Origin of the sequence: Streptomyces purpurascens (genome assembly GCF_045040895.1) — a bacterium.
GTDB lineage: Bacteria > Actinomycetota > Actinomycetes > Streptomycetales > Streptomycetaceae > Streptomyces > Streptomyces purpurascens.
Genome location: NZ_CP108341.1, coordinates 7,549,103 through 7,574,805, shown reverse-complemented (window position 1 = coordinate 7,574,805; position 25,703 = coordinate 7,549,103). Strand labels below are relative to the sequence as shown.

The window sequence follows — 25,703 nt, the reverse complement described above, 5'->3', positions numbered from 1 at the left end:
TCCGAAACCATCGGTTCACCTCGTTCAGCCCGATGACACGGGACATCGAGTGGTGGGCCCTCAGAGGTCGCTCGGCAGGCCGAGGCCCGTCAGCGCGCCCACGGGGTCCAGGTCGGGGGTGCCTCTCGGCCACCAGTCGTCGTGGCCCGGTTCGGACTCGTAGGCGTACCACAGGCCGTCGCGGCCCAGGCGGAGCTGGACGTGGCCGTGGGGGTGGGTGAGGTGGTTGCGGCCGGGGCGGAAGGCGGGCAGGTCGGCGGCGAGGAGGAGCGGGCGGGCCCGGTCGAACCGGCCGGCCGGCGGGTCCCACGGCTCCTCCAGTACGGCGAGGCCCTCCAGTCCGCCCTGACGCCAGGCGGCGACCGCGCGGGCCAGCTCGGACGGCGTGCGGCCCGCCGCGGAGGCGAGGGAGGAGTAGAGCGCCCGGGTGCCCGCGGTGAGTCCCGAGCCGGGGCGGGCCGCGGCCAGGCGGACCGCGTCCTGCCAGAGGGTCAACTGCCCGACCGGGTCACGGCCGGTGGCGAGCAGGGCGTGCGCCCGGGCGGCGGCGTCCGTGGCCAGTTGGTCCAGCGCGAAGGGGTCCGGGCCGCCGGGGGATGCCGGGTAGGCCGGGGGCTGCTCGGGGTGCGCGGGCGTGGGCAGCGGCGCCGGGAGGGGCGGGAGGGTGCGCGGTGCGAGGGCGTCACCGGCCCGCACTCCCGGGAGAGGCTCCGGTTCCTTGTCCTGGGCGGCACGCGCCGCGCGGGTGGCGCTCAGCCGGGACAGCGCGTCGAGCAGGTCCCGTTCGCCCCGGCCGCGCAGCAGGAGCAGGACGAAGGGGTCGGCGTCGAGCAGCCGGGCGGTCTGGTAGCAGAGGGCGGCGGCGTGCTTGCAGGGGTGGCCGCGGTCGGGGCAGCTGCACCGCGGTTCCAGGTCGCCGGGACCGGGCAGCAGGGGCACACCGCAGTCCGCGAGGGAGTGGGGCATCTCCTTGTCGAGGAGCGCCGCGATGTGCCCGGGCCGGTCGACGGCGGCGTCCAGGAACCGCTCCCAGTCGGCGTCGTCGAGCGTGCGCAGCCGCACCTGCACACGGTACGGGCGCGGGCGGCTGCCCTGTACGTACGCCAGCACCAGTCCGGGCGTCACCGTGATGGCGTCGACATTCCCCTGCCCCGCGTATCCGCGCCCGCGCTCCAGCCGCTTGGCGTCCAGCGCGCCCTGCTCCAGCGCGGCGACCCACGCGTTTCCCCACCAGCTCTCGGCGAATCCCTTGCCCTCGGGCTCCCGGGGCGGGAAGGCCGGGAAGGTACGGCGGAGTTCGCTGTCGCGGCTGGGGGCGGCCATGGAGCGGGGCTTCTGGGGAGTGGCGTGCGGGGGGACCGCTGTTCGGGGGGTTGGGGGCGGGGTGGGCCAGGGGTTGGAGGTCGCGGGGTGGTCGGGAGTCGGCGAGTCAGGGGTCGACGTGCCGGGAGTCGACGTGCCGGGAGTCGACGTGCCGGGAGTCGACGTGCCGGGAGTCGACGTGCCGGGGCTCGCCGGGCTGTGCGGCGCGTCGGCCCCGTGGTGAGGCGAGCGCCCGGGGCCCGTTTCGTCGGAGCCCTCGGGCTCCGCGTCCGGCTCATCCGACTCCGGAGGCATCTGGAAGAGGTCGCCCAGCAACTGGCGTACGTCACGCGCTCCCCCGCCGACGGTGTGCTCGCGCGCCCACCGCTCAGGCCCCGGCCTCTCGTGGGCGGCACCCTGCCGGGCAGCCCGGCGCCTGCGCCCGATCCCTTCGCGGGCGGTCTCTTCCCGTGCCCGCCGCGCGTCGTCCCGAGCCGCGCGCAGCGCCTCGCGCGCGACGTCCCCGGCGCGCAGACCGGGCTGCTCGGTGGCGCCGCCGGGAGCATCGTCAAGGGTGCCTCGGCGCGGCACGTCGGCGGGCGCGCTCATGCCCTCGTCCTCGGACGGCCCGCCGGACGGTGCCGCCCCCGGGCCACTGCTGCCGCCGTCGCCCTCGGTGCTTCCGCTGTGGTCGCCGCTGCCGCCACTGTGGCTCGACGAGCCATCCGGCAGCCCGGTCACCGCGTCATCGGCGTCCTCGGCCGCCCGCGCGTCACCCGGGGAGCCCGCCTCGCCCCCGTCGGCTCCGCGACGCTCGGACACCGCCCTGCGCAGTGCCTCGCGGGCCGCGTCCCCCGGTCGGGAGGTCTCCTGGCCGGCGGGCGACGGGGCGGGGGAAGGTGCCGGACGGGGAGGGGATGCCGGGTCCGGGTCCCGGGTCGCCTTCTCCCGGGCCGCCCGCAGGGCCCGGCGCGCCTCGTCGGCCCCGCTGTGGGTCATGGCGTCCTCCGCAGGGAGACCAGGTCGGACAGCTCGCGGTCCGTCAGCTCGGTGAGGGCCGACTCGCCGGAGCCGAGGACGGCGTCGGCCAGGGCGCGCTTGGCCTGGAGCATCTCGGCGATACGGTCCTCGACGGTGCCCTCGGTGATGAGGCGGTGGACCTGGACGGGCTGGGTCTGGCCGATGCGGTAGGCGCGGTCGGTGGCCTGTTCCTCGACGGCCGGGTTCCACCAGCGGTCGAAGTGGACGACATGGCCCGCGCGGGTGAGGTTGAGGCCAGTGCCCGCGGCCTTCAGGGACAGGACCAGGACGGGGGTCGAGCCGGCCTGGAAACGGTCCACCATGCGCTCCCGCTCCGGGACCGGCGTGCCGCCGTGGAGGAGGTCGACCGGGACCGCGCGGGTGGCCAGGTGAGTGGTGATCAGCCGGGCCATCCCCACGTACTGGGTGAAGACGAGCGCGGAGCCGTCCTCGGCGAGCAGCGTGTCCAACAGCTCGTCCAGCAGGGCGAGTTTGCCGGAGCGGTTGGCGAACCGGTCGCCGCCGGGCCGGGCGTGCTCCGGCGCGTGGTCCTCCTTCAGGTACAGCGCGGGGTGGTTGCAGATCTGCTTCAGCGAGGTCAGGAGCTTCAGCACCAGGCCCCGGCGGGCCATGCCCTCGGAGGTCTCGATGGCGAGCATCGACTCGCGGACCACCGCCTCGTACAGCGCGGCCTGTTCGCGGGTGAGCGGGACCGGGTGGTCGGTCTCCGTCTTGGGCGGCAGCTCGGGGACGATGCCCGGGTCGGACTTCTTCCGGCGCAGCAGGAAGGGGCGGACCAGGCGGGCCAGGCGCTCCACCGCCTGCTCGTCCTCGCCGGTCTCCACGGCCCGGGCGTGCCGGGCGCGGAAGGACTTCAGCGGGCCGAGGAGGCCCGGGGTCGTCCAGTCGAGCAGTGCCCACAGCTCCGACAGGTTGTTCTCGACGGGTGTGCCGGTCAGGGCGACCCGCGCGGGGGACGGGATCGTGCGCAGCGCCTTGGCCGTGGCCGAGTAGGGGTTCTTGACGTGCTGCGCCTCGTCGGCGACGACCATGCCCCAGGCCCGCTCGGCCAGGGCGGGGGCCGCCGAGCGCATCGTGCCGTAGGTGGTGAGGACGAAACCGCCGTCCAGGCCGGCCAGGCTGCGGTCCGGGCCGTGGAAGCGGCGGACGGGGACGCCGGGCGCGAAGCGGGTGATCTCCCGCTGCCAGTTGCCCAGCAGCGACGCCGGGCAGACCACCAGGGTCGGCTCGCTGCGGGCCCGCTTCAGGTGCAGGGCGATGAGGGTGACGGTCTTGCCGAGGCCCATGTCGTCGGCGAGGCAGCCGCCGAGGCCCAGGGAGGTCATCAGCTCGAGCCAGGCCAGGCCCCGGAGCTGGTAGTCGCGGAGGGTGGCGTGCAGGCCCGGCGGCGGTTCGGCGGGGCGGATGCCCGCGGTCAGGCGGTCGCGCAGGCCTGCCAGCGCGCCGACCGGGACGGCCTCGACCGTCTCGCCGTCCACGTCGGCCGTGCCGGTGAGGGCGACGGACAGCGCGTCGACCGGGTCGAGCAGGCCCAGGTCCCGTTTGCGGGCCTTGCGGACCAGGGCCGGGTCGACCAGCACCCACTGGTCGCGCAGCCGGACGACCGGGCGGTGGGCCTCGGCGAGGGCGTCCATCTCGGTGTCGGTGAGCGGATCGCCGGCGAGCGCCAGCTGCCAGCTGAACCGGAGCAGGTCCTCGCTCTCGAAGAAGCCGGTGCCGTCCTTCGCCGAGCCGGGGGCCGGGCGGACCACCGCCGTGGCGGACAGGTCCTGGGCGAGGTCCCTCGGCCAGTGCACGGCGACCCCGGCCGCGGCGAGCCGGGTGGCCGCGACGCCGAGCAGGTCGTTCAGCTCCTCCTCCGTCAGAGCCAGCACGTCGGGCACGTCCTGGTCGGAGAGCCGGTCGAGCGGGGGCCAGACCCGGGCCGCCCGGCGGACCGCGAGGGCCGCGTCCACGCGTGCGCGGGGACCGAAGGCGTCGTCGGCCCCGCCCGCCCACAGGGCCGCCGCGTCGGCCACGAGGGTCGGGTCGGCGAGGCTGTGCACCTGGACGATCGCCGCGCCGGCGCTGCGTACGCCGCCGCCGGAGGCGTCGTCGAAGAGGTCGTACGCCGACAGGTCCAGGCGGAGCGAGATCCGCACCCCGGCGTCCATGCCGGCGGCGACCTCGGCGGCCCAGTCGTGGGCGTCGGGCAGGCGCTGGGCCTCGCGGGCCGCGAAGGGCCTGCCGGAGGTGTGGGGCGCGGCCGGGGTGCGGGGCAGGGTGTCGGCGACCGCGTCCAGGAAGGCGCGCACCAGCGCTTCCGGTTCGGGGAGGCGGATCGGGCCCGGGCCGGGCAGCGGCACGGCGTGCCCCTCGTACGGCAGGGCGGCGGCCACCGCGCGCAGGTGCGCGATGTCGTCCGGGTCGAGGGGGCCGGCGCGCCACGCGTCGTGCCCCGCGGCGGTCAGGCCGGGCAGCAGCCGGCCGCGCGCGGTCAGCCGCAGGGCGTGCAGGGCGGCCGCGCCCCAGCAGGCGGTGGCGGGGTGGGCCGCTGGGTCGTGCCGGGCGCGCACCAGGAGCGGCAGGGCCGTGTCCAGCGGGAGGGACAGCGCCGGGGTGGTCCGCCGCCGGACTCCGGCGCCGTGCCGTCGTACGACGGTCAGCTCGGTGGGCGCGGCCTCCTCGGTGTCCTCCGCGTCCCCGGTGCGCAGGGGCTCACCCTGGGGGTCCCAGAAGGCGATCCGCCCGTCGCGCGGGAGGGGCGCGGGCAGGAAGACGGCCGGAAGGCGGACCGGGACCGTCGGCTCCCCCGCCCGCTCGGCCACCGCGGCCGTGTCGCCCATACGTCCTGCCACCTCCCGTCCCGCGTGCCGGATCAGTCGTCTCCGACTCTACGGGCGGGGTCTGACAACCGTCCCCGGCGGCCGCACCGGCCCGCCGGGCTTCGGATCAGGGCACGGTCCGGGAGACCACGAACACCCAGGGGTACGCCGGGTTGGACAGGTCCACGACCACGTCATGCGTGGGGGCCGGATTCTTCTGCCGGTGGACGACGCCCGACCACAGGCCGTTCTCGGCGAACTTCCAGCCGGTGACCTTCCGGTCGCGGGCGCCGATGGTCACCTTGCCCTTCTTCAGGTCGTCCCGGGTCAGGCCGAGGCCCGTGAGATACGCGTCCAGACCGGCCGCGTTGGTCTCGAACTGGGCGTACAGGCGGCTGGTCTTCCAGTTGTTGGTCTCGTAGTACGCCACGTGCCAGGCCGGGTGCGGGACGGGCACCTGGTAGATCCGGCGCTGGAGCTTGGAGGGCCAGCCCTCGGTGAGACCGGTCGCCGAGTACTTCGCCTCCTTGTCCTTGCCGCTGTCCCGGCTCTGGTTCGCGGAGATCACCAGGTAGCCCGCCGGGATGCCGATGAGCAGCACGATGATCAGCAGGGTGAGCGCCCTGCGGCGGATCATGTGGCGGCGGCCCTCGACCGGACGCTCCGGTTCGTCGGGCCACGGGCCCTGGTGGGGCAGCGAAGCGGTCACGGCGTCTCCTGGGTACTGCGGCGGGCCTGCGCGTACCGCTCGTAGCGCTCGTACCGCTCCACGCGGCGGCGCTTGGCGCGGCGGAAGCGGCGTGCGACCAGCCGGGCCAGGTCGGCGGCCCCGACCATGCCGGCCTCGGGGCCGAGCTGGGCCCGGGTGATGCGGGCCTCGGGGCGGTAGCCGCGGCCTGTCAGATGCCGGCGGAACGCGTCCCGCGCGGGGCCGATCAGCAGGTCGTCGGCGGCCGAGACACCGCCGCCGATCACGAAGCAGGAGGGGTCGAGGGCGGCCGCGAGGTTGGCGATGCCGACGCCGAGCCACTGGCCGATGTCCTGGAGCAGCTCGATGCACATGGCGTCGCCCTCGCGGGCCAGCTCGGTGATCATCGGGCCGCTGATCTCGGAGATGTTGCCCTTGACGTGCTCGATGATCCCGTACGCCACCGGCGAGTCGGCGGCGGCCAGCTCGCGTGCCTCGCGGACCAGGGCGTTTCCGGAGCTGTACTGCTCCCAGCAGCCGCGGTTGCCGCACGGGCAGCGGTGGCCGCCGGGCACGACCTGCATATGGCCGAACTCGCCGGCGACGCCGTACTTGCCGCGCTTGACCTGGCCGTCCTCCAGGATCGCGCCGCCGATGCCGGTGCCCAGCGTGATCATGACGAGGTGGTCCTCGCCGCGGCCGGCGCCGAAGCGCCACTCGGCCCAGGCGGCGCTGTTGGCGTCGTTGTCGACCAGGACGGGCACGGCGAGCCGCTCGGCCAGGCGGTCGCGCAGCGGTTCGTTGCGCCAGGACAGGTGGGGGGCGAACAGCACGCGGTTGCGGTCGGCGTCGACCCAGCCGGCCGCGCCGATGCCGACGGCGTGCACGTCGTGCCGGTCGGAGAGATCCAGGACCAGTTCGGCGATGGTGTCCTCGACGACCTTGGGGCTCTTGGACTTGTCCGGGGTCTCCGTGCGGAGCTTCTCCAGGATGTTGCCGTCGGCGTCGACGACGCCCGCCATCACCTTCGTACCGCCGATGTCGATGCCGACCGTCGGCACGCGGGGTGCCGTCAGGTGTGAGCGGCGCTCCCGGGTGCCGACGGTGCGGAGCACGGTGGCACGGCGGGAGCCGATGGGGGCGGTGAAGTCGCGGTAGGTGCTCATCGGGCCCGATTCTGCCTCACCGTGGGGGTGTGTGCGGAGCGGGGCAGGGGCGGGGTGGTGCGGATCATTGCCGGGTGCGGGTGAGTGGTTGGTTGCTCGCGCCCACGCGGCGGAGCCGCAAATCGCCACAGCCCCGCGCCCCTGAAGAATCAGGTGCGTACCAACAGCTGGAACTCGAACGAATAGCGCGTCGGGCGGTACGTGTGTGTGCCGTATTCCACTGCTCGGCCTGTGTCGTCGAACGTCACCCGCTGCATGGTCAGCAGTGGAGCCCCGGTCTCCTCTGCCAGTCGCTCCGCCTCCGGCGGTGTCGCCGCTCGGGCGCCGATGGACTGGCGGGCGCTGTGGAGGGTGATGCCGGCCGCTCGCATCAGGCGATAGAGGCCGGTGGCCTCCAGTTGGCCGGTGTCGAGGTCGATGAGGCCGGGGGGCAGGAAGTTGCAGAGGTAGGCCATGGGCTCGCCGTGGGCGAGGCGGAGGCGTTCCACGCGGTGGACGTCGCTGTCCTCGGCGACGCCGAGTGCGGCGGCGACCTCGGCGGAGGCGGGCTCGAGCGTGTTGACCAGGACCTTCGTGGCCGGGCGCTGGCCTGCCGCCTCCAGGTCGTCGTAGAGGCTGCTGAGCTCCAGCGGGCGTTTGACCTGGCTGTGCACGACCTGGGTGCCCACGCCGCGGCGGCGGACGAGGAGGCCCTTGTCGACGAGCGACTGGATGGCCTGGCGGACGGTCGGCCGGGACAGGCCGAGCCGGGCCGCGAGTTCGATCTCGTTGCCCAGCAGGCTGCCGGGGGTCAGCGTGCCGTGCTCGATCGCTGCCTCCAGCTGCTGGGACAGCTGGAAGTACAACGGCACGGGAGAGCTGCGGTCCACGCTCAGCTCGAGCTGCACGGTCGGGTCCACTTCTGGTTTCGGCACGGGCCGAGCGTAGCTCCGTGCGTTGTTGACGGGAAGTTGTGTAGTCAGATTGTCCGGACAAACAGATTGACAGCGGCGGGCTGTGGACGCACTTTGTTTTCATGCGCATCGGGGTCATCGGGACGGGCCGCATCGGCACGATCCACGCGAACACGCTCAGCCGGCACCGCGACGTCGGGTCCTTGATCCTCACGGACGCGGACCCCACGCGGGCCCAGGATCTGGCGCACCGGCTGGGTGAGACGGCGGCGCCGGGCGTGGAGGAGATCTTCCGCTGGGGGGTCGACGCCGTGGTGATCACGACCAATACGTCCGCCCACGCCGAACTGATCGGTCGGGCAGCACGCTCGGGCCTGCCGGTGTTCTGCGAGAAACCCATCGCGCTGGATCTGCCGGGGACCTTGAGCGCGATCGCCGAGGTCGAGACGGTCGGGACGGTCCTCCAGATGGGCTTCCAGCGCCGCTTCGACACGGGCTACACGGGCGCCCGCGAGGCCGTGCGATCCGGCAGGCTGGGTCGGCTGCACACGGTCCGGGCGCTGACCAGTGACCAGTCGCCGCCGGCCGCCGCGTGGCTGCCGCTGTCGGGCGGGCTGTACCGGGACACCCTGATCCACGACTTCGACGTCCTGCGCTGGGTGACGGGGCGGGAGGTGGCGGACGTGTACGCGGCCGGGTCCGACGCGGGGCCCGCGATGTTCCGCGAGGCCGGCGATGTCGACACCGCCGCCGCGCTCCTCACCCTCGACGACGGCATGCTCGCCACGATCACCGGCTCCCGGATGAACGGGGCCGGCTACGACGTGCGCATGGAGCTCGCCGGGGAGCTCGACCAGATCGTGGTCGGCCTGGACGACCGTACGCCGATCGCGTCCACCGAACCGACCGGGCCACCGGCCGCCGACAAGCCCTGGACGGGCTTCCTGGAGCGGTTCGGCCCGGCCTACGAGGCGGAGCTGAACGCGTTCGTCGAGGTCGTCCGGGGCGAGCGGCCCAACCCCTGCGACGGGCGCGAGGCGCTGCAGGCCCTGCGCATCGCCGAGGCGTGCGAGCTGTCGCGCCGGGAGCGCAGAGCGGTGCGTCTGGCGGAGATCCCCGGCGGGGCCGCCCAGACGTTCGCGTGACGGCGGGCCCGTACGGCGGTCGGCGCCGGGTCAGTGCCTCTCCCGTTCCCCCTGTTCTCCCTGTTCCTCGTCCAGGAGTCCCGCGTCGTAGGCCAGCAGCGCGATCTGTACCCGGTTGTTGAGGTCGAGCTTGGCCAGGACGCGGGAGACGTGGGTCTTGACGGTGGCGACGCTCATGAAGAGGCCGGTGGCGATCTCGGCGTTGGCCAGGCCCCGGCCGACCGCTACGGCGACCTCGCGCTCGCGGTCGTTGAGGACGGCCATGCGTGCACGCGCGCGTGCGCGGCGCGTGTCGGCGGCGGTGCCGGCCGCGTGCTGCATCAGCTGACGGGTGACGCTGGGCGACAGGACCGGGTCGCCGGCCGCGACCCGGCGCACCGCCGCGAGGATCTCGGTGGGCGGGGTGTCCTTGAGGACGAAACCGGCGGCCCCCACGCGCAGCGCCCGCAGCACCTGTTCGTCGGCGTGGAAGGTGGTGAGCACCACCACCTGCGGGGCGTCCTCGCGGGCGCGCAGCCGCTCCGTGGCCGTGAGACCGTCCACCGTCGGCATCCGGATGTCCATGAGCACGACGTCCGGGCGGGTGCGGTCGACGAGCGCCTCCACCTCGCCGCCGTCGGCGGCCTCCCCGACGATCTCGATGTCGTCGGCGCCGCCCATCATGAAGGACAGTCCGGCCCGCACCAGCGGATCGTCGTCGACGAGGAGAACTCTGATCGCAGTCATGGGCGTTACGTAATCACGGCCGCGGTCAGGCGCGCAGGGTCACGCCGTACAGGGTGCGCAGGCGGCGGATCTCCCACCAGACCACCGCCGTCACCGAGGCGGGGCCGCCGAGGACGGCGAGGGCCTGGATCACCGGCGGCCCGGGCGGCAGACCGCCCGCGACCAGGCTGATGACGGCGAACTCCCACACCAGGGTGCCGGTCAGCAGGGCGGGGAGCGCCGCGTGCACGGACGAGGTGTTGAAACCGGTGCGGATGGCCGGGCCGGTGGCGAAGCCGATGAAGAACAGGAGCCAGACCAGGGGCAGGGCCGCCGCGAGGATCAGCCAGGGAGCGGGTTCCGACGCCCCGGCGGAGGGCGACCGGTTCCGGCCGAGCAGGATGATCGCCCCGCCGAGCAGCGGAAGGGCCGTCACGGCGCCGACGTACCACCCGGCCGACCGCAGGGCGGCCCGCACACCGGCGCGCATCGCCGACCGTCGCTCCGCCGAAGCCCAGCGGAAGAGCACCGCGATCACGACGGGCGCGCTCAGGAGCAGCAGCGGCGGGGTGACCGCCAGCCGCATCATGTACTGCTCCTGGGCCTCGGCGACGTCCTCCGGTTTTCCGTAGACGCCGAGCAGCAGCAGGGACATGGCGGCCGCGGTCCAGGCCCGCACCTTCTGCACTCGCGTGACGTGCCGGTCGTCGACCGCCCGGTGCCCGTGCCGCGGGAAGAGCCGGTGGGCCCGGTTGCGGGCCGAGCGCGCGAACGAGTAGCCGACCACGAGCGGCAGGAACGCGAACCAGGTGCACGGGGCGAGCAGCACCAGCCACACGCAGCCGGAGGTGTTCGACCGCCCCTGCCGCAACAGCTGGCGCAGCGAGGGCCATTCACCACCGCGCAGACCGCCCGGCCCCGGCGCCGGGTGGGGCTGCGGTGGATAGGGATGGGGATACGGATGGGGATGGGGATACGGATGGGGATACGGCTGTGGCTGCGGGTAACCGTACGGTGCCGGGCCCGGCTGGGGCGGTACGTAGGGGCCCGTGACCGGAGGCGGCGGGTACGGTCCCCCGGCGGGTGGGCCGGGCGGCTGGTACGGGTTGGCGGGTCCCCCGAAACTCACGTGGTGTTCCTTCCGTTACTCGCGGTGCTGAAGGCGGCACAAACATCAGCCATCTCCGCAGTCAAGTCAACTGGCTGCGGCGCGAGGGGTCATGGGGTTGCGCGCGGGCGCCCGGCATGCGCCCCGGAAACGCCCTGCCCGCGCCCGGGCGGACCTGAAAGGATCACCGTATGCGCACCGTGTACGCCCTGTTCGTGGGCATCGACGACTACCCCGGCGCGCCGCTGCGCGGCTGCGTCAACGACGTACGGGCGGCGGAGAACCGGCTGCGCGGCAGGACCGGTCTACAGCCTCAGGTCCGGACGCTGTACGACGACCGGGCGACCCGGGCGGCGGTGCTCGCGGGCCTGGAGGAGCATCTGGGGCGCGGTGGTCCGGGCGATACCGCGCTGCTGTGGTTCAGCGGGCACGGCAGCCAGAGCCCGACCACCGACCCGGGCGAGGCCACCGGCTGGTCCCAGGCGCTGGTGTGCCACGACAGCCTCGTCCCGGGCGGGCAGCCGGTGCTGCGGGACACCGAACTCGGGGCGCTCCTGGACGCCATCGCCGCCCGCGGCACCCATGTCGTCGCGGTGCTGGACTGCTGCCATTCGGGCGGAGCGACACGGGAGAGCGCGGACGGTCCGGCCGGTGCGGCGGTCCGGGGCGTGCCCTGGCGGTCGTGGTGGCACACGGGGTCGCGCGAGGGCGGCGGGGCGGGACCCGAGCAGCGTCGGCATGTCCTGCTGGCCGCGTGCCGTCCGCAGGAGCTCGCGCACGAGAAGGTCATCGACGGGCTGACCCGGGGCTGCTTCAGTCATGCGCTGCTGAGCGCGCTCGACGGGCTCGGTCCCACGACGACGTACGGGGAGGTGCACACGCTCGCCCACGCGCGCGTGCGCGCCATGGGCCACGTCCAGCATCCCGAACTGCGCGGTCCGGAGGACGGGGGCTTCCTGTCCGGCGAGCCGGTGCCGGCCTCGCCGTTCCTGCTGCGGCACACGGCGTGGGGCTGGGAGGTCGACTGCGGCGCGGCGCACGGGCTGCGGTCGGCGGGCGCCGAGTTCACCCTGACCGGGGACGCCGGGGAGCGCGTGGTCGTGGTCCGGGAGGTGCGGACCGAGTCGGCTCTGGTGGACCCGGTCGACTGGGAACCGACCGCCGAGGACGAACAGGTGGCGCACGCCGTCACCCCGTCGGCCATGGCGTTCCCGCCGGCCGTCGTGACGCTGTCCGGTGAGCCGGCCGCCGTACGTCTGGTCGCGGAGGCCGTCGCGGCGGTGCCCGCGCTGACCTTGGAGCCGGACGCGTCACCCGGAGCGGACGGGGCGCTGCGCCTGCGCGTGGAAGCCGGGTACGGCCGGGCCCGGGTGTCGGGCGGCGCCGGATATCCCGTGCCCGACCTGCCGCTGCGGTCCCCCGCGGACGCGGCCGGCGTCACCGAATGCCTCGCCCACATCGCCCGCTGGCACCACATCCGGGACCTGGCCAATCCCGATCCGCTGCTGTCGTCGCTGGTACGGATCACCGTCGAGGAGACGTCGGTGGGCGGTCTGCGTCACTCGGCGGACGGCGAGGTCGTCTGCGCCTACACACCCGACGGCCGTGAACCACAGGTGCGGGTCGGCATCCACAACGTCTCCGGACGTCAACTGTGGGCGGTGCTGCTCGACCTGACGGATGGCTACGCCTCGTCCCCGCACCTGTTCGAGGGGGAGTTCATCGGGGACGGCAGGGTCGGGTGGGCCCGGCGCGGGCAGCCCGTGTGGTTGCGGCTGCCGCCGGGGCGTTCGACGGTGCGGGGTGCCTCCACCCGGGACTGGCTGAAGGTGATCGTCGCGGAGGACGAGCTGAACCTCGCGCCCTTCCGGCTGCCCGCCTGGTCCTCCGCCGCCCCCTCCGGCGCACGCCTCGGTCCGGCCCCGGCCGGTGGAGGCGGCCTGCTGCGGCTGGTCGGGGCGGGCGCCAAGGGCGACCGGGACGCGGGCGGTCCGGTCTACGGGGCGGCCCGGTGGGGGACGGCGCAGGTGGTCGTACGCACCCAGGTGTGAGGAGCCGTCACCAGCCCAGGTGGGTGAAGCCCGCCCACGCGGTCAGGTCGTCGCCGTCGATGTGCCGCACCCGGGCCCGCAGCCGGTCCGGCATGCCGGGGGGCGCCTCGCGGCGGTCGTTCAGCATCCACGACTGTGCGCTGCGCAGCGCCGCTCCGGGCGGCAGGCGCTCGTGGCTCATGAAGTGGTGGGTCATGTACATCAGCAGGGACGTCGCCTCGTCGGGTACGGGCCACAGGGAGCCGATGACCGAGCGCGCGCCCGCGACGAGGAACGCGGTGGACAGGCTGTACGCCTCGTCGTAGCCGTGGCCGGAGACGTTGGTACGGCAGGCCGCGAGCACGACCAGGTCGAGGCCGCGGTAGCGGGTCGCGCCCTCGGTCAGCTCCTCGGCGGCCAGCCGCCCGCCGGACAGGGCGAGATAGGCGCTGTGCCGCTCGCCCTGGCGCACCACTCCGTGGCAGGCGAGATGCAGCAGTCCGCCCTGCTGCCGGCGCAGCCAGTCGGTGACGGCGGCGGGCGTGGCGGCACCGGGGCCGAGCAGGTCGCCTTCGGGGTGGAAGACGCTGTGGACGGCCTCGGCCTCCTCACCGGCGTGGTGCAGGTCGCGGGTCGGGTTGCCGACGACCAGGGTCCGGCGGGTGCCGGCGGCGGGCCGGGCGGCCACGTCGCACAGCAGCCGGGCGGAGGGCAGGTAGGAGATGTCGACCTCCTCGCAGGCGTATCCGTGCGACCTGCGCCGGCCACGCACGCGTGCCGCGTGCCAGGGCACGACGCCCAGGTCGCCCATGGGGACGAGCACGACCGTGGGCACCCGGCCGTAGCCGCGCGGGAGACGGCTCAGCAGCGGTTCCATCACCGCCGTACCGGCCCAGGCGCACACCCGCTCCAGGGCGGCGCGGCTCGCGCCGGGGCTCGGGGCCGGCCCGGGCAGGGCGTCGGCCTCGGGCGGGCCGCCGGCGTCGCGGCCGGGGGTGCCGGTGGCCCGGTAGGCGGTGAGCGGGGGTGCGTCGAGGGTGAGGCCGGGCAGGTCGAGGGCGTCTGTGCTGCCGTCGGCCTTGACGATGACGGCCGCGCCGGAGCCGTGCCGCGGGCCGAGGAGTCCGGGCACGTCCCCGTCGCCGGGCACCAGATAGACCAGCGCGGTCGCGCCCATCGCGCGCAGCGCCGAGCCGATGTCCCCGGGCGAGGGCACGTCCAGCAGGCCGTGTTGCCGGGGGGAGTCGGCCAGCGCCTCCAGGACCCGACGGCGCAGCCGGCTGGAGGGCCCCGCGACCGTGGCCTGAGCGGCCATCAGCATCTCCTCCCCCAGCTCGGGCACAGTGCCCGCCGCCTGCCACTCCCGCGCGAGTTCGGTCTTGCCCAGTTCCCTCAGCATGTCGGGCACGGTGGTGACCACGGTCGCCGCGTGCAGGACGAGGCCGCGCCCCGCGTCCAGGGCCCGTACGGCGTCGGCGTGGGCGCCGTCGGCCAGGCACCAGCGCGCTACGTCGAGGGCCTGGCCGCCCGCCAGCCGGGCGGTCTGGGCGGCATGGGCCGTACCGGACTGGAGCAGGGAACTCCAGGCCGCCGCGCGCAGGCAGTCGAGGCCGACGCGGCGCGAGGCGTCGTAGTTCAGGCGTCTCGTGCGGGCATCGTGGGTGTACTCGTCGCCGCGCAGGCGGTAGGCCCTGGCCAGCGACATGCCGGTGCCGCCCCACAGGGGGTGGTGCGGGCCATCGGCGAGCTTCAGGGTGTGCCGCAGCCAGGCGATGCCCTGGTCCAGGTGGTCGAGGCGGTAGGCCGGAGGTCCCATGGGGAGTCCGGCCATGGTGCAGTGCGCCACTCCCAGCGAGCCCGTGGCCCGGATCCATCGCTCGTCGTCCGGTTCGAGCAGCTCCAGTGTGGCTTCCTGCAGCTCCATGGCCTCCAGCATTCCCTGGTGGTCCATCGCCGGCAGGGCGCGTGCTCCGACCGCGAAGGCCGCCTCGGCCAGTTTGTCGGCCTGGGCGTTGCGGGGCAGCCCCGCGATCCGGCGGCGGATCTCGTGTGCGGGTGTGGCGGCGCCCGCCCCTTCGGCAGCGGGTTCGAAGCGTCCGGTGCGCCGCGCTCGCAGGAGGCCCAGGTGACTCCGGGCGCCTTCCAGGTTCGATTCGAACGCGAGCAGGTCGATGTGTTCGGCGGGCAGCTCCTCCAGGGCCCGTTCGAGCACGCGGATCTGCTCGGCCAGGGCCTCCTCGTCGGCGCCGCGGGCCGCCTGGTGCACACGGAACAGGGCGATCTGCGCGTTCAGGGCCAGCCGCTCGTCCGGTCGCAGTGCCGCCGTCCCGACGATGCGCGCCATGTCGTCCACGGCGGTGTCGAAGTCATCCTCTCCGCCGCCCAGTTGGGCCAGATAGGTCCGCAGGATGGCATGGGCGAAGTCGAGGTTCTCGCGGGTCCGGGTGCCGGACGGAACCACGGCCCGGGCCCGTTCGATCCGGGCGATGGCACGCTCGATGTCGGCGGGGTCGGTGAGGTGCCGCAGGCCGAACGCGCTGTTCTTGACCACGACGTCGGCCTGCCAGGTCTCGTCCGCCGGCCCGTAGTCGCGCACCTCCTGCCAGAGCTCCTCCTCGCGCACGGGATCGAAGAGCGGTTGCTCGAGCCGCAGGATCGGCAGCACGCTCAGCACATGTCCCGCGCGCAGGCCGGACATGACGGTGCCCCGGGGCAACGCCGCCCAGTCCTGGATCAACCGGTCGTACGCCTGTCGCGCCGTCGTACAGCCCAGCCGGTCCAGTACCAGTTGGGTCATGCCGGCCAGCTCCCGGCCGTTCACGACGCCCTCGATCCGCTGCTCGATCTCCCAGCGCAGCGCCTGGAGGTCGTACGGAGTCGTCATCTCGCATCCCCCGTTCCCGCGGGCCGCGGCGCGGTCCGTGTCCGGTACGGCGCCAGCACCCCGTTGAGCCAGCGTTCCCCCTCCTCGGTCCCGAAGTCGACGCCGGGCGCGCCCGTGGGTTCCAGCACCGGCGGCCCGCCCCGGTCGTCGAAGAGGATCGCGACCCGGTCGGCGGGCTCGCGCTTCGACGGCCAGACGAAACCCTGCGCCCAGGGCTCGGTCCGGCGGCGGATCCAGTGGCCCCAGTCGCGGGTCTGCGGATAGTCCGCGCCCTCGGTGTGCACCAGCCACGAGTCCTGTGCCACCGCCGCGAGATCCGCGCCGGACATCAGCGAGACGACCTCGATGTCGGCGGCGAGCCTGAGGAAGGACAGGCTGCGGCGTTCGAACGCCACCCGGGGCAGCAGCCGGTGGCCCGGCTCGGAGTCGAACGGCAGTGAGCGCAGCAGCACCTCGCAGACGGCGGCACCGACGCCGAAGCCGACGTAGAGGTAGCCGTAGCGGTCGTAGGGAGTGCTGTCGAAACGGCCACCGTATTAGAAGGCGTGCGAGGGGCGGGCGTTGTACGCGGTCGGCGGGCGGTGGGTGGAGTGCACGCGGTAGACCGGTGTGCCGGCGCGCAGCACGGCTCGGGTCGGTTCGCCCGGCAGGGCCTCGGGTGGCGGGTATTTGCCCATGGGCTACTCCTCCCCCTCCGGGCCGGCCAGTTCCCTTGCCGCGCCGAGCAGTTCGGCGTCGCGGTCACGGCCCAGCAGGGCCGCGGGGGTGCCGTCCCACCATGTCGTACGGGACAGCCACCAGTCGGCGGCGCCCCACGGGTCGGTGGCGGCGCGCAGGACGGAGTTGACCTCCAGGACGATCCGCCAGGGCATGGCCCCGGCCTCGAACTGGAAGAGCGGCAGCCGTCTGCGGCCGTCCGTACCGGAGAGGGCGATCAGCCGCTGGTCGGCGCTCTCGGACCAAGGCGTGGACGGTTCGCTCAGCAGGCGTTCGCGGACGGGCCCCAGGACGGGTCCGACCATGGGGTTGCCGTCGAGGACGAGCATGCACAGGTCGGCCGCCGCGTACCCCTCGTACAGCTCGGACGGGGGCTGGTGAGTGAACCGCCCGGTGTCGCCGTGCTGTCGCAGTCGGGCGGACTCGTCGGCGGGGAGGGCGTCGAGGAGGGTCTGTGCGGCGGCCAGGACGGCGGCCGGGTCCGGGGCGTCCACCCCGGCTCGCAGTCGGGACAACCGCTCGCTCAGCGTCCGCCGGGTGCCCGGGTCGAGCAGGCCGGACAGTCTCCGCCAGTCCGCCGCGGCGGCGGCGAGCACCATGAAGGGGTTCACCCGCACCTGTGTCCCTTCTCCTCGGTTTCGGCTGACGCATGTGCGGACGGCGGGCGTTCGCGCGCGCCCAGCGTCTCGGCCAGCAGGTCGGCGACCAGGGGGCGGCGGACGACGAGGTGGAGGTCGGTGCCGGGGGCGGTGCCGGCGTCCAGCGCGGCCCACAGGGCGCTGACGCCGGTCTGCGGGGGCAGTCCGCCGCGGCCCGCGCCGAGCAAGGGGAAGCAGATCGACCGTAACGGCGGTGTGAAGGCGGCGCGTTCCTCCGACAGCAGGGCCAGGGCGCGGGCCGCGGCCGTGGCGACGTCCTGGGCGGCGACGTCGTAGTCGTTGGTTCCGGGCCTCGGGACGGCGACGGCGGCGTGGTAGAGACGGCGGACGCCCCGGGCCGCGAGGGCGCCCGGCTCGGTGGGGGCGACCGTGCCGGGCAGTGCGGGGCGTCCCAGCAGCCCGTTCGCCGTACGCCAGTCGAGCAGCGCGTCGTGCACGGGGTCGGCGGTGACGTCCCCGGCCGCGCCGCGCACGGCGCCCGCGCGGCGCAGGGACGCGGAGACGGAGGCCTTGAACATCGCGGGCAGGGAGAGGTGCGTGTTGGTCGGGGAGACGATCACGTCGACGTTCCGGAGGAGTTCGACGGGGTGGACGTGCAGCAGTACCTCGCGGGATCCGACACGGAGGAAGCGGTGCTGCAAGTGCGGGGCGAGAAGAGGCGGTCGGGGCGTCGCCGCGCGCTGTGGGGCGACACCGGCCAGCCAGCACACCTGTTCGGCGATCTGGGCCAGGACCATCTCCTCCTGGCTCTTGCGGAAGCGCTCGACGCTGACGCTGTACACCTGGGCGGCGAGCCGGCGCCGGTCCGCCGCCGGGCGGTCGCGCAGTCCGGGCGCCAGGCCGAGCGAGTAGCCCGCCGCCTGCTCCAGGTCGCCGCCGCCGAGCCGGGACACGGCCGTGCGCAGCAGGTTCTCCACCTCGACGGGCCAGGCGTCGGTGACGGCGGCGGAGTGCGCGGCGGCGGCCCGGCGGAGCAGCGGGACGTGGAGTTCCCGGATCCGGACCAGACCCTCGACCCGGACCGTCTTCACCTCCCTCAACACGGACGCGACCTCGAACTGCGGTGCACCAGGCGACATATGCCCATGATCCGTCGCGTCCCTCGACTGCCACAAGGTTTTCAGGAATCGGCGTCAGGCCATCCCCCACGGCAGCCACGCCCGCACCTCGAACCCGCCCTCCGGCGTGTGCCCGTGCTCCAGGCGGCCGCCCGCCAGGGTCGCCCGTTCCGTCAGGCCGATCAGACCCTGGCCGGAGCCGGGTACGGGGGGCGCCTCACCCGCGGGGGGCGGGTTGTGCACGGAGACGGTGAGGCCGTCGCCCGGTGCGCCGGTGACGGACACCGTGACCTCCGTGCAGGGCGCGTGCTTGCGGGCGTTGGTCAGGCCCTCCTGGGCGATGCGGTAGGCGGTGCGGCCGACGGAGGACGGGACGGCGGCGGGGTCGCCGACACGCTGGTCCAGGGAGACTTTCATGCCGGCCTGGCGGGACTCGGCGACCAGCGCGTCCAGCGCCCCGAGGGTCGGCTGCGGTCTGCCCGCGTCGTCGGGCTCGTCCGTCCGCAGCACGCCGATGATCTCCCGAAGGTCCTGGAGGGCCTCGTGCGCGCTCTCCCGGATCACGCCCGCGGCCCGCGCGGTCTCCGCCGGGGGCGCGTCGGGCCGGAACTCCAGGGCCCCCGCGTGCACGCTGAGCAGCGTCAGCCGGTGGGCGAGCACGTCGTGCATCTCCCGCGCGATGGCCTCGCGGGCGAGCCGCTGCGCCTGCTCGGCCCGCAGCCGCGCCTCCGTCTCGGCCCGCCGGGCACGGTCCCTGAGGCTCACCAGCAACTGCCGCTTGGCCCGTACGAACATGCCCCACCCGACGATCGCCACCGTGAGCAGCACGGCGAAGAGCACACTCACCAGGTAGGCGATGTCCCCGTCGGGACGCAGCCAGTAGAACAACGGGATCAGCGCGACGTTGACGCCGCCCACCCAGGCCACGTAACGGAAGGGGCGGTGCACCGCGAGGGTGAACAGGGCGATCACGGCCGTACCGCCCGCGGTGTCCGAAACGAGGGTGACGGGAGTCAGCGCCACGGCAAGCCCCAGCGGCCAGCGGCGGCGCAGCCAGACCGCCGCGCAGGCCAGCGCGCCGATGACCTGGTCGACGACGGCCAGCCCTTCCGGGACATGAGGGTTCTTGACGAGGGCCTCCAGGGCGACCGCCCCCACCAGCACGGCCAGCAGGAAGCAGCAGAAGTCGACGGCCCAGTCGCGCGCGGTGCGCCGGGGCCGACGCCCGTCCCGTTCGGCGTCGGGGTCGAGTTCGTACAGCAGGGCGGACGGGATGAACCATGTGCGCCCGGTGAACAGCGAGGGCGTCTCCCCCGCCGGCACCGTGGCGGCCTGCCCCGCGTTGTCACCACTCACGGTCGACAAATCTACGCAGCCCGGTCCCGTTCCACCGCCTCCCGGGCGGGATCGTCGACCAAAGTCGTCACACCGGAGACTTTCGACGCCGCCGGACGGGCCCGAACCGGGACTTCGGTCTCCGGATGCCCGCCCCGCGGCCGATGCGCTCGGGGGGTCCGCTGGGCGAGGCTCATGGCATGAAGCAGGTACTGGAGATTCTCGGCTTCCTCGCCCTGGTCCAGGGCGTGGCGGGCCTGGTGCACGAGTTCACCGACTGGAACTGGGGGCTCGTGCAACGACTGGGGTTCCTCGACGGCTACGAGATCTACGCGAGCGTCACCCTGCTCGTGCTGGGCGTCGCCCTGTTCGCGGCGGCCGGGAGCCGGAAGTCCGTCTGAGCAGCGGACGGACCTCCGGCACCACCTTGCGGGCCCGGCTCAGCAGCCGTAGTCGACCAGGTCGAACGACTCGTAGTGGTCGGCCGTGTAGTAGTCCTCCTGGTTCTCCTCACCCGTGACGATGCGCCGCGCACCGCGGTTGGAGGAGCCCGGGGTGATGACCGTGTACTCGTGGTAGTACCCGGTCGACTGCTGGGGCAGGATGCGCTCCCGGTTCTGGAAGACGGTGCCGTCCTGCTCGAACGGGTAGGGGCCGCCCTTCTCGATCAGGTCGAGCGTGTCGTGGGCCTGGGACGGCAGTTTGCTGTAGCAGATGTCACCGACGGCGGTGGGGGCCGCGTCGGCCGTGGTGGCGGAGACGGTCCCGCCGATGAGGAGAGCGGACACAAGGGCGGCTGCTGCGCCGAGCCGCGAGGCGCGTGGGGGGAAATTCATGCGCTCATGATGACGCGCGTAGACAGTGGCATGTCAATGTCAAGTGCAGAGATTTTCCCGTCAAGTCCGATGAGTTTGCGGGAAGTTAACCCGGGCGGCTACGCGTCCTCGGGCAGTTTGTACTCGCCGTACTCCGGGCGGCCCGCCAGGTCGTACGTCTGCATCGAGACCCCCGCGCCGGAGACGCTCCCTCCCCTGTGCCGGAACGCGGTCGGCACGGCGCCCTCCGGGAACAGCCGGAACCCGGTGCCGAGCACGACCGGGAAGGTCAGCAGGTGGAGGGTGTCGACGAGGTCGAGCGAGAGCAGGGAGCGGACGAGAGCGCCGCTGCCGTGCACCTGGACCTCGCCGTCGACGCGCTCCTTCAGGGCGGTGACCTCCTTGGCGAGGTCCCCGGAGAGCACGGTGGTGCCCGCCCAGCCGGGGTCCTTCAGGGTCGAGGAAGGGACGTACTTCGGCAGTGAGTTGAGCTTCGAGGCGACCGGATCGGCCGGGTCGGTCACCTTCGGCCAGTACGAGGAGAAGATGTCGTACGTACGGCGCCCGAGCAGGAAGGCCTCCGGGCGTGCGAAGACGTCGTTGACGAACCGGCCGAAGTCCTCGTCGGCGTACCAGAAGCTCCAGCCACCGTGGGTGAAGCCCCCGCGGGTGTCCTCCTTCGGCCCGCCCGGGGCCTGGTAGACGCCGTCGAGGGTGACGAAGAGGGTGGAGACGAGCTTGCCCATGGCGGGGGCCTTTCCATCCGGAACGAAGGGGGTCCGTTGTGAAGGGGGTCCGTTGTCATGGGTTCAGACCCCGCCGGCACCCGCAACTCATCGCTGGGCCGTACGCCACGCGCGCGTGCCGTCCCCTCGGGCGTGCGCGTCCCGCCGAGGGACCTCGATGTCCGTTCGCCGCCAGCGTCGCCGCCGGGCGGCCGCTGGGATGAAGACATGACTTCACAAGGAACTTCTCGAGCGACTTCTCAGGAAACCCTGCACGGCAAGGTGGCTCTCGTGACCGGCGGGAGCCGTGGCATCGGCGCGGCGACGGCCCTGCGGCTGGCCCAGGAGGGCGCGGACGTGGCCGTCGGCTATGTGAACGGCAAGGAGGCGGCCGAGGAGGTCGTGCGGGCCGTGGAGGCGCTGGGGCGCCGGTCGGTGGCGCTGCGGGCGGATTCGGCGGACGCCGCCGAGGCCGCCGGTGTGGTGGCCGCGGCGGCCGAGGCGCTGGGCGGCCTCGACATCCTGGTGAACAACGCGGGCGTGGGTCTGCTCGGGCCGCTGGAGACCCTGTCGCTCACGGATGTGGACCGTGTCCTCGCCGTCAACGTACGGGCGGTCTTCCTGGCCTCCCAGGCGGCCGCCGCGCGGATGCCGGAGGGCGGCCGGATCATCACCCTCGGCAGCTGCATGGCACAACGCGTGCCGGGACCCGGCGGGGCGCTCTACGCGATGAGCAAGGCCGCCCTGGCCGGTCTGACGAAGGCCCTGGCGAGGGAGCTGGGCGAGCGCGGGATCACCGCGAACCTCGTCCTGCCCGGCCCGATCGACACCGACATGAACCCGGCGGACGGGCCGTTCGCGTCCGGCCAGGCGGCGATGACCGCGCTGGGCCGGTTCGGGACGGCCGGTGAGGTGGCGTCCATGGTCGCCTATCTGGCCGGGGCGACGTATGTGACCGGTGCGGAGTTCGCCGTGGACGGCGGGCACGCGGCATGAGGTACATGGGACGCACGTGAGGTACATGGGGCGCACCGGTGCTGTCGGGCCGGTGCGCCCCATGGGCCGGGGTCGGCTCAGCCGCCCAGCTCCTGGTGACGCGCCGCCAGACGCCTCGCGCCGTCCTGCGTCAGGGAGCCGAACAGACGCAGCCGGGAGATGCCGCCGTCCGGGAAGATGTCCACGCGCGCGTGCGTGCCGACGGCCGGCTCCGGGAGCACGAAGCGGTGGTTGGTGTCGGGCTGGAGGCGGGTGCGGGGCAGGATCTCGCGCCACTCGCCGTCCTCACCGTCCTTGACCGACACGGACGCCCAGCCGGCACTGTTGCCCTTGAGGTAGGCGGTGTCGATCTCCAGGGCGCGGATCTGTGCCTGGGAGGCCAGTTGGTAGCGGATCCAGTCGTTGCCCTGGTCGCGGCGGCGCCGGGTCTCCCAGCCGTCGTCCATCTTGCGGGAGCGGCCCGGCTGGATGGTGTTGGAGGCGGGCGAGTAGAAGAGGTTGGAGGCGTCCTCCGCCTGGCCGCCGTTCTCCAGGGCGACGACGTCGAAGGTGCCCAGCGTCTCCAGCCACGCGGGGTCCGGGACGACCTCGCCGTACACGCGCAGGCGGGCGATGCCGCCGTCGGGGTGCTGGTTCACCCGCAGGTGGGTGAAGCGCTGCTCGACCGCGACGGAGAAGCCGTTCGCCGCGTGGCCGCCGACCGGGGTGCGCGGGACCAGGGTCGTCCACTTCACGTCGTCCCCGAGGAGTTCCTCCGGCGACGGGGAGCCCGGCACGGAGGTGCCCTCGACGGACACCGCCTGCGGGTAGTTGCCGCGGAAGTGGGCCGTGTCGACGACGATCCCGCGGATCACCCCGGGCGCGCCGAGACGTACCAGTGCCCAGTCGTGGTCCTCGGCCGTCGGCCACGGGTGCCCGGCGGAGGCACCGCGCCGCCGCCGCGTCTCCCAGCCGTCCATGATCTTGCCCTTGTGCCCGAAGTGCTCGGGGTCGAACTCGGCGGGCCCGGGCACCAGCAGGTTCTCGCGCTGGGCGAAGAACTCGTCGTTGGCGGCGAGGACACCGGCCCCGAGGCGCCGGTCGGCGAGGTCGGCGTACTGGGTGAAGGGGAAGTCGGCGGTGCGGTAGTCCGCATACGGGTCGCCGCCTCCGTAGGGGTTCGCGTCGCCGGTGAAGCTGGGAATCGCCGTCACGGGATGGGTGCCTTTCGGGAGTCGGCCGGTGTGGATGCGGGTGCGGGGAGGTCTAGGGCTGCCGGGTGAGGAGTCGGCCCTTCGGTTCGGTGAACTCGCCGTCCGCGACGATGCGCTGCCCGCGCAGCCAGGTGGACTTCACGACGCCGTGCAGGGTCTTCCCCGAGTACGCCGTGACGTGGTTGCGGTGCTGGAGGGCCGCCGGGTCGACGGTGAAGGTCTCGTCGGGTGCGAGGACGGCGAAGTCGGCGTCGCGGCCCGCCGCGATGGCGCCCTTGCGGGTGTCGAGTCCGACCAGTTCGGAGGTCCGCGCGGACATCCAGCGGACCACGTCCTCCAGGCCGTGACCCCGCTCGCGGGCCGCCGTCCACACCGCCGCCAGGCTCAGCTGGAGTCCGGAGATGCCACCCCATGCCGTAGCGAAGTCGTCCGTCTTGAGGTCGGCGGTGGACGGGGAGTGGTCGGTGACGACGCAGTCGATGGTGCCGTCGGCCAGCGCCTGCCAGAGCAGGTCCTGGTTGGCGGACTCCCGGATCGGCGGGCAGCACTTGAACTCGCTGGCGCCGTCGGGGACTTCCTCCGCGGTGAGGGTCAGGTAGTGGGGGCAGGTCTCCACGGTGAGGCGGACGCCCTCCGCCTTCGCCTCGGCGATCATCGGCAGGGCGTCGCTGGAGGACAGGTGCAGGATGTGCACGCGCGCGTGGAGGGCCTTCGCCTCGCGGATGAGCTGGGCGATGGCGGTGTCCTCGGCGTCCCGGGGGCGGGAGGCGAGGAAGTCGGCGTACCTGGGGCCGGGCTGCTGTGGGGCCGAGGCGAGGAGGTGCGGGTCCTCGGCGTGCACGATGAGCAGGCCGTCGAGGGCGGCGATCTCGGCCATGGAGCGGGCGAGCGGGTCGCGCTCGAGGTGCGGGAACTCGTCCACGCCGGAGGGCGACAGGAACGCCTTGAAGCCGAAGACGCCGGCCTCGTGCAGCGGGCGCAGGTCCTTGACGTTGTCGGGCAGGGCGCCGCCCCAGAAGCCGACGTCGATGTGCGCCTTGTCGGCGGCGACCCGCTGTTTCGTACGGAGGTGCGCGACGGTGGTGGTCGGCGGAAGGGAGTTGAGGGGCATGTCGACGAGGGTCGTGATGCCGCCGGCCGCCGCGGCGCGGGTGGCGGTCCAGAAGCCCTCCCACTCGGTGCGGCCGGGGTCGTTCACATGGACGTGGGTGTCGACCAGGCCGGGCAGCAGGACGTGGTCGCCCAGATCCTCCAGGCGGGCGCCCTCCGGTACGGGCGCGTCGTACGGGAGGACGGCCGTGATCGTGCCGTCGGCGACCGCGACGGACGCGGCGCGCGTCCCGTCGGGAGTGATGACACGCGTCGAGCGAAGCACCAGTTCAGCGTCGGACACCCGAACCCCTTACTTCCACCTACCGGAATTCAACTTTCTGTTGAAGGAGTTTCACTCCCTCTCCCCTGCCAGTCAAGGGCACACTGGACTTGGGCGCCCTTCATGTGGCCACTCCTGGACGTTTCCACAAAGCGGAATTAAACTTTTAGTACGCAGAACGTAGCTACGTACGAGCGGGGAGTCAACCGACTGCCGGGTAGGCTTCTGCTCTTCCGCCGCCAGCCCCGAAAGGAACGCGCCGTGCCGACGTCCAGCGCCAGCACCACCGACTCCGCCCGGTCCTCCGCCAACGGCGGCGTACAGTCCCTGGAGCGCGCCTTCGACCTGCTCGAACGGATGGCGGACGCGGGTGGCGAGGTCGGCCTGAGCGAGTTGTCCGCGAGCAGCGGACTGCCCCTGCCGACCATCCACCGCCTGATGCGCACCCTGGTGGCCTGCGGGTACGTACGTCAGCAGCCGAACCGGCGGTACGCGCTCGGCCCCCGCCTGATCCGCCTCGGCGAGTCGGCCTCCCGGCTGCTGGGCACCTGGGCACGGCCCTACCTCGCCCGGCTGGTCGAGGAGACCGGCGAGACGGCGAACATGGCGCTGCTGGACGGGGACGAGATCGTCTACGTCGCACAGGTGCCGTCGAAGCACTCGATGCGCATGTTCACGGAGGTCGGCCGACGCGTGCTGCCGCACTCCACGGGCGTGGGCAAGGCCCTGCTCGCCGGCTTCCCGGCGGAGGAGGTGCGCGCCCTGCTCCACCGCACGGGCATGCCCGCCGCGACGGAGAAGACGATCACGACGCCCGACGGGTTCATCACGGCGCTGGAGGACGTACGCCGGCAGGGCTACGCGATCGACGACAACGAGCAGGAGATCGGGGTCCGCTGCCTGGCGGTCTCGGTGCCCGACTCCCCCACCGCCGCGGCCATCTCCATCTCCGGCCCGGCGGGCCGGGTCACGGAGGCGGCGACGGACAAGATCGTGCCGGTGCTCCAGCAGGTCGCCGCCGAACTGTCGGAGGCTCTGGCCAACCAGAGCCCCGCGTCATGACGGCA

At 73.6% G+C, this 25,703-nt stretch carries 21 protein-coding genes and 1 pseudogene; 5 read left to right on the top strand and 17 right to left on the bottom strand.

The window, feature by feature from the left end; genetic code table 11:
- Nucleotides 1–60: 60 nt before the first annotated feature.
- The 5 genes from OHU35_RS34450 to OHU35_RS34430 all read right to left on the bottom strand — a co-directional run bounded on the left by OHU35_RS34450 (nucleotide 61) and on the right by OHU35_RS34430 (nucleotide 7,888).
- Nucleotides 61–2,301 (bottom strand): SWIM zinc finger family protein, encoded by a 2,241-nt coding sequence (locus OHU35_RS34450; protein WP_189721284.1) that lies wholly within the window; start codon nucleotides 2,299–2,301, stop codon nucleotides 61–63.
- Nucleotides 2,298–5,168, bottom strand: a complete 2,871-nt coding sequence (locus OHU35_RS34445) for a DEAD/DEAH box helicase (protein WP_189721286.1) — start codon at nucleotides 5,166–5,168, stop codon at nucleotides 2,298–2,300. The genes OHU35_RS34450 and OHU35_RS34445 overlap by 4 nt, the downstream gene beginning before the upstream one ends.
- A gap of 106 nt (nucleotides 5,169–5,274) precedes the next feature.
- Nucleotides 5,275–5,856, bottom strand: a complete 582-nt coding sequence (locus OHU35_RS34440; RefSeq protein ID WP_189721288.1) for a sugar kinase — start codon at nucleotides 5,854–5,856, stop codon at nucleotides 5,275–5,277.
- Complete coding sequence (locus OHU35_RS34435) at nucleotides 5,853–7,001, bottom strand: ROK family glucokinase (RefSeq protein ID WP_189721293.1); 1,149 nt, start codon at nucleotides 6,999–7,001, stop codon at nucleotides 5,853–5,855. The genes OHU35_RS34440 and OHU35_RS34435 overlap by 4 nt, the downstream gene beginning before the upstream one ends.
- Nucleotides 7,002–7,150: 149 nt before the next feature.
- Nucleotides 7,151–7,888, bottom strand: coding sequence for a GntR family transcriptional regulator (locus OHU35_RS34430; RefSeq protein ID WP_189721894.1), 738 nt, complete (start codon nucleotides 7,886–7,888; stop codon nucleotides 7,151–7,153).
- A gap of 128 nt (nucleotides 7,889–8,016) precedes the next feature.
- On the opposite strand from OHU35_RS34430, the gene OHU35_RS34425 reads away from it, so the two are divergent.
- Nucleotides 8,017–9,039, top strand: a complete 1,023-nt coding sequence (locus OHU35_RS34425; RefSeq protein ID WP_189721295.1) for a Gfo/Idh/MocA family oxidoreductase — start codon at nucleotides 8,017–8,019, stop codon at nucleotides 9,037–9,039.
- A gap of 30 nt (nucleotides 9,040–9,069) precedes the next feature.
- Here OHU35_RS34425 and OHU35_RS34420 read toward each other — a convergent pair whose 3' ends face one another.
- Nucleotides 9,070–9,765 (bottom strand): response regulator transcription factor, encoded by a 696-nt coding sequence (locus OHU35_RS34420; RefSeq protein WP_189721297.1) that lies wholly within the window; start codon nucleotides 9,763–9,765, stop codon nucleotides 9,070–9,072.
- Between the two features lie 25 nt (nucleotides 9,766–9,790).
- Nucleotides 9,791–10,873 (bottom strand): hypothetical protein, encoded by a 1,083-nt coding sequence (locus OHU35_RS34415; RefSeq protein ID WP_229872750.1) that lies wholly within the window; start codon nucleotides 10,871–10,873, stop codon nucleotides 9,791–9,793.
- Between the two features lie 170 nt (nucleotides 10,874–11,043).
- Between OHU35_RS34415 and OHU35_RS34410 the strand changes: the two genes are divergently transcribed.
- Complete coding sequence (locus OHU35_RS34410) at nucleotides 11,044–12,903, top strand: caspase family protein (RefSeq protein ID WP_189721299.1); 1,860 nt, start codon at nucleotides 11,044–11,046, stop codon at nucleotides 12,901–12,903.
- Between the two features lie 7 nt (nucleotides 12,904–12,910).
- Here the strand turns inward: OHU35_RS34410 and OHU35_RS34405 are convergent, their stop codons facing one another.
- The 6 genes and pseudogenes from OHU35_RS34405 to OHU35_RS34380 all read right to left on the bottom strand — a co-directional run bounded on the left by OHU35_RS34405 (nucleotide 12,911) and on the right by OHU35_RS34380 (nucleotide 19,556).
- Entirely contained in the window at nucleotides 12,911–15,766 is a 2,856-nt protein-coding gene (locus OHU35_RS34405; protein WP_189721302.1) for a CHAT domain-containing protein, read from the bottom strand.
- A pseudogene (locus OHU35_RS34400) lies at nucleotides 15,763–16,290 on the bottom strand (RES family NAD+ phosphorylase); the annotation flags it as partial. The pseudogene OHU35_RS34400 and the gene OHU35_RS34405, both read right to left, overlap by 4 nt.
- A gap of 12 nt (nucleotides 16,291–16,302) precedes the next feature.
- Nucleotides 16,303–16,443 (bottom strand): hypothetical protein, encoded by a 141-nt coding sequence (locus OHU35_RS34395; protein ID WP_405508078.1) that lies wholly within the window; start codon nucleotides 16,441–16,443, stop codon nucleotides 16,303–16,305.
- Nucleotides 16,444–16,446: 3 nt separating this feature from the next.
- Nucleotides 16,447–17,100, bottom strand: coding sequence for a hypothetical protein (locus OHU35_RS34390; RefSeq protein WP_229872751.1), 654 nt, complete (start codon nucleotides 17,098–17,100; stop codon nucleotides 16,447–16,449).
- Nucleotides 17,091–18,221, bottom strand: a complete 1,131-nt coding sequence (locus tag OHU35_RS34385; protein ID WP_189721306.1) for a hypothetical protein — start codon at nucleotides 18,219–18,221, stop codon at nucleotides 17,091–17,093. The genes OHU35_RS34390 and OHU35_RS34385 overlap by 10 nt, the downstream gene beginning before the upstream one ends.
- Nucleotides 18,222–18,275: 54 nt before the next feature.
- Nucleotides 18,276–19,556, bottom strand: a complete 1,281-nt coding sequence (locus OHU35_RS34380; protein ID WP_372498741.1) for a histidine kinase — start codon at nucleotides 19,554–19,556, stop codon at nucleotides 18,276–18,278.
- Between the two features lie 179 nt (nucleotides 19,557–19,735).
- On the opposite strand from OHU35_RS34380, the gene OHU35_RS34375 reads away from it, so the two are divergent.
- A complete protein-coding gene (locus OHU35_RS34375) occupies nucleotides 19,736–19,936 on the top strand; it encodes a hypothetical protein (protein ID WP_184588775.1) in 201 nt (66 codons plus the stop codon).
- A gap of 39 nt (nucleotides 19,937–19,975) precedes the next feature.
- Here the strand turns inward: OHU35_RS34375 and OHU35_RS34370 are convergent, their stop codons facing one another.
- Nucleotides 19,976–20,371 (bottom strand): ribonuclease domain-containing protein, encoded by a 396-nt coding sequence (locus tag OHU35_RS34370; RefSeq protein ID WP_189721308.1) that lies wholly within the window; start codon nucleotides 20,369–20,371, stop codon nucleotides 19,976–19,978.
- Nucleotides 20,372–20,469: 98 nt separating this feature from the next.
- Nucleotides 20,470–21,096, bottom strand: coding sequence for a dihydrofolate reductase family protein (locus OHU35_RS34365; RefSeq protein ID WP_189721310.1), 627 nt, complete (start codon nucleotides 21,094–21,096; stop codon nucleotides 20,470–20,472).
- Between the two features lie 207 nt (nucleotides 21,097–21,303).
- Between OHU35_RS34365 and OHU35_RS34360 the strand changes: the two genes are divergently transcribed.
- The gene (locus tag OHU35_RS34360; protein WP_189721313.1) at nucleotides 21,304–22,071 is read left to right on the top strand and encodes an SDR family oxidoreductase; all 768 of its coding nucleotides are present in this window, start codon (nucleotides 21,304–21,306) and stop codon (nucleotides 22,069–22,071) included.
- Between the two features lie 77 nt (nucleotides 22,072–22,148).
- Here OHU35_RS34360 and alc read toward each other — a convergent pair whose 3' ends face one another.
- Nucleotides 22,149–23,264, bottom strand: a complete 1,116-nt coding sequence (alc, locus tag OHU35_RS34355) for an allantoicase (protein WP_189721315.1) — start codon at nucleotides 23,262–23,264, stop codon at nucleotides 22,149–22,151.
- Nucleotides 23,265–23,316: 52 nt separating this feature from the next.
- Nucleotides 23,317–24,657: an allantoinase AllB gene (allB, locus tag OHU35_RS34350; protein WP_189721316.1), complete on the bottom strand. Its 1,341-nt coding sequence runs from the start codon at nucleotides 24,655–24,657 to the stop codon at nucleotides 23,317–23,319.
- A 240-nt stretch (nucleotides 24,658–24,897) separates the two neighbouring features.
- Here allB and OHU35_RS34345 point away from each other — a divergent pair, with 240 nt between their 5' ends.
- Nucleotides 24,898–25,698: an IclR family transcriptional regulator gene (locus tag OHU35_RS34345; protein WP_189721318.1), complete on the top strand. Its 801-nt coding sequence runs from the start codon at nucleotides 24,898–24,900 to the stop codon at nucleotides 25,696–25,698.
- Nucleotides 25,699–25,703 lie beyond the last annotated feature (5 nt).

What these genes read in the sequence shown, in the direction of transcription:
- OHU35_RS34450 (WP_189721284.1), bottom strand. Translation starts at nt 2,301, where the DNA reads ATGACCCACAGCGGGGCCGACGAGGCGCGCCGGGCCCTGCGGGCGGCC.
- OHU35_RS34445 (WP_189721286.1), bottom strand. Translation starts at nt 5,168, where the DNA reads ATGGGCGACACGGCCGCGGTGGCCGAGCGGGCGGGGGAGCCGACGGTC.
- OHU35_RS34435 (WP_189721293.1), bottom strand. Translation starts at nt 7,001, where the DNA reads ATGAGCACCTACCGCGACTTCACCGCCCCCATCGGCTCCCGCCGTGCC.
- OHU35_RS34425 (WP_189721295.1), top strand. Translation starts at nt 8,017, where the DNA reads ATGCGCATCGGGGTCATCGGGACGGGCCGCATCGGCACGATCCACGCG.
- OHU35_RS34420 (WP_189721297.1), bottom strand. Translation starts at nt 9,765, where the DNA reads ATGACTGCGATCAGAGTTCTCCTCGTCGACGACGATCCGCTGGTGCGG.
- OHU35_RS34410 (WP_189721299.1), top strand. Translation starts at nt 11,044, where the DNA reads ATGCGCACCGTGTACGCCCTGTTCGTGGGCATCGACGACTACCCCGGC.
- OHU35_RS34405 (WP_189721302.1), bottom strand. Translation starts at nt 15,766, where the DNA reads ATGACGACTCCGTACGACCTCCAGGCGCTGCGCTGGGAGATCGAGCAG.
- OHU35_RS34395 (WP_405508078.1), bottom strand. Translation starts at nt 16,443, where the DNA reads ATGGGCAAATACCCGCCACCCGAGGCCCTGCCGGGCGAACCGACCCGA.
- OHU35_RS34385 (WP_189721306.1), bottom strand. Translation starts at nt 18,221, where the DNA reads ATGTCGCCTGGTGCACCGCAGTTCGAGGTCGCGTCCGTGTTGAGGGAG.
- OHU35_RS34375 (WP_184588775.1), top strand. Translation starts at nt 19,736, where the DNA reads ATGAAGCAGGTACTGGAGATTCTCGGCTTCCTCGCCCTGGTCCAGGGC.
- OHU35_RS34370 (WP_189721308.1), bottom strand. Translation starts at nt 20,371, where the DNA reads ATGAATTTCCCCCCACGCGCCTCGCGGCTCGGCGCAGCAGCCGCCCTT.
- OHU35_RS34365 (WP_189721310.1), bottom strand. Translation starts at nt 21,096, where the DNA reads ATGGGCAAGCTCGTCTCCACCCTCTTCGTCACCCTCGACGGCGTCTAC.
- OHU35_RS34360 (WP_189721313.1), top strand. Translation starts at nt 21,304, where the DNA reads ATGACTTCACAAGGAACTTCTCGAGCGACTTCTCAGGAAACCCTGCAC.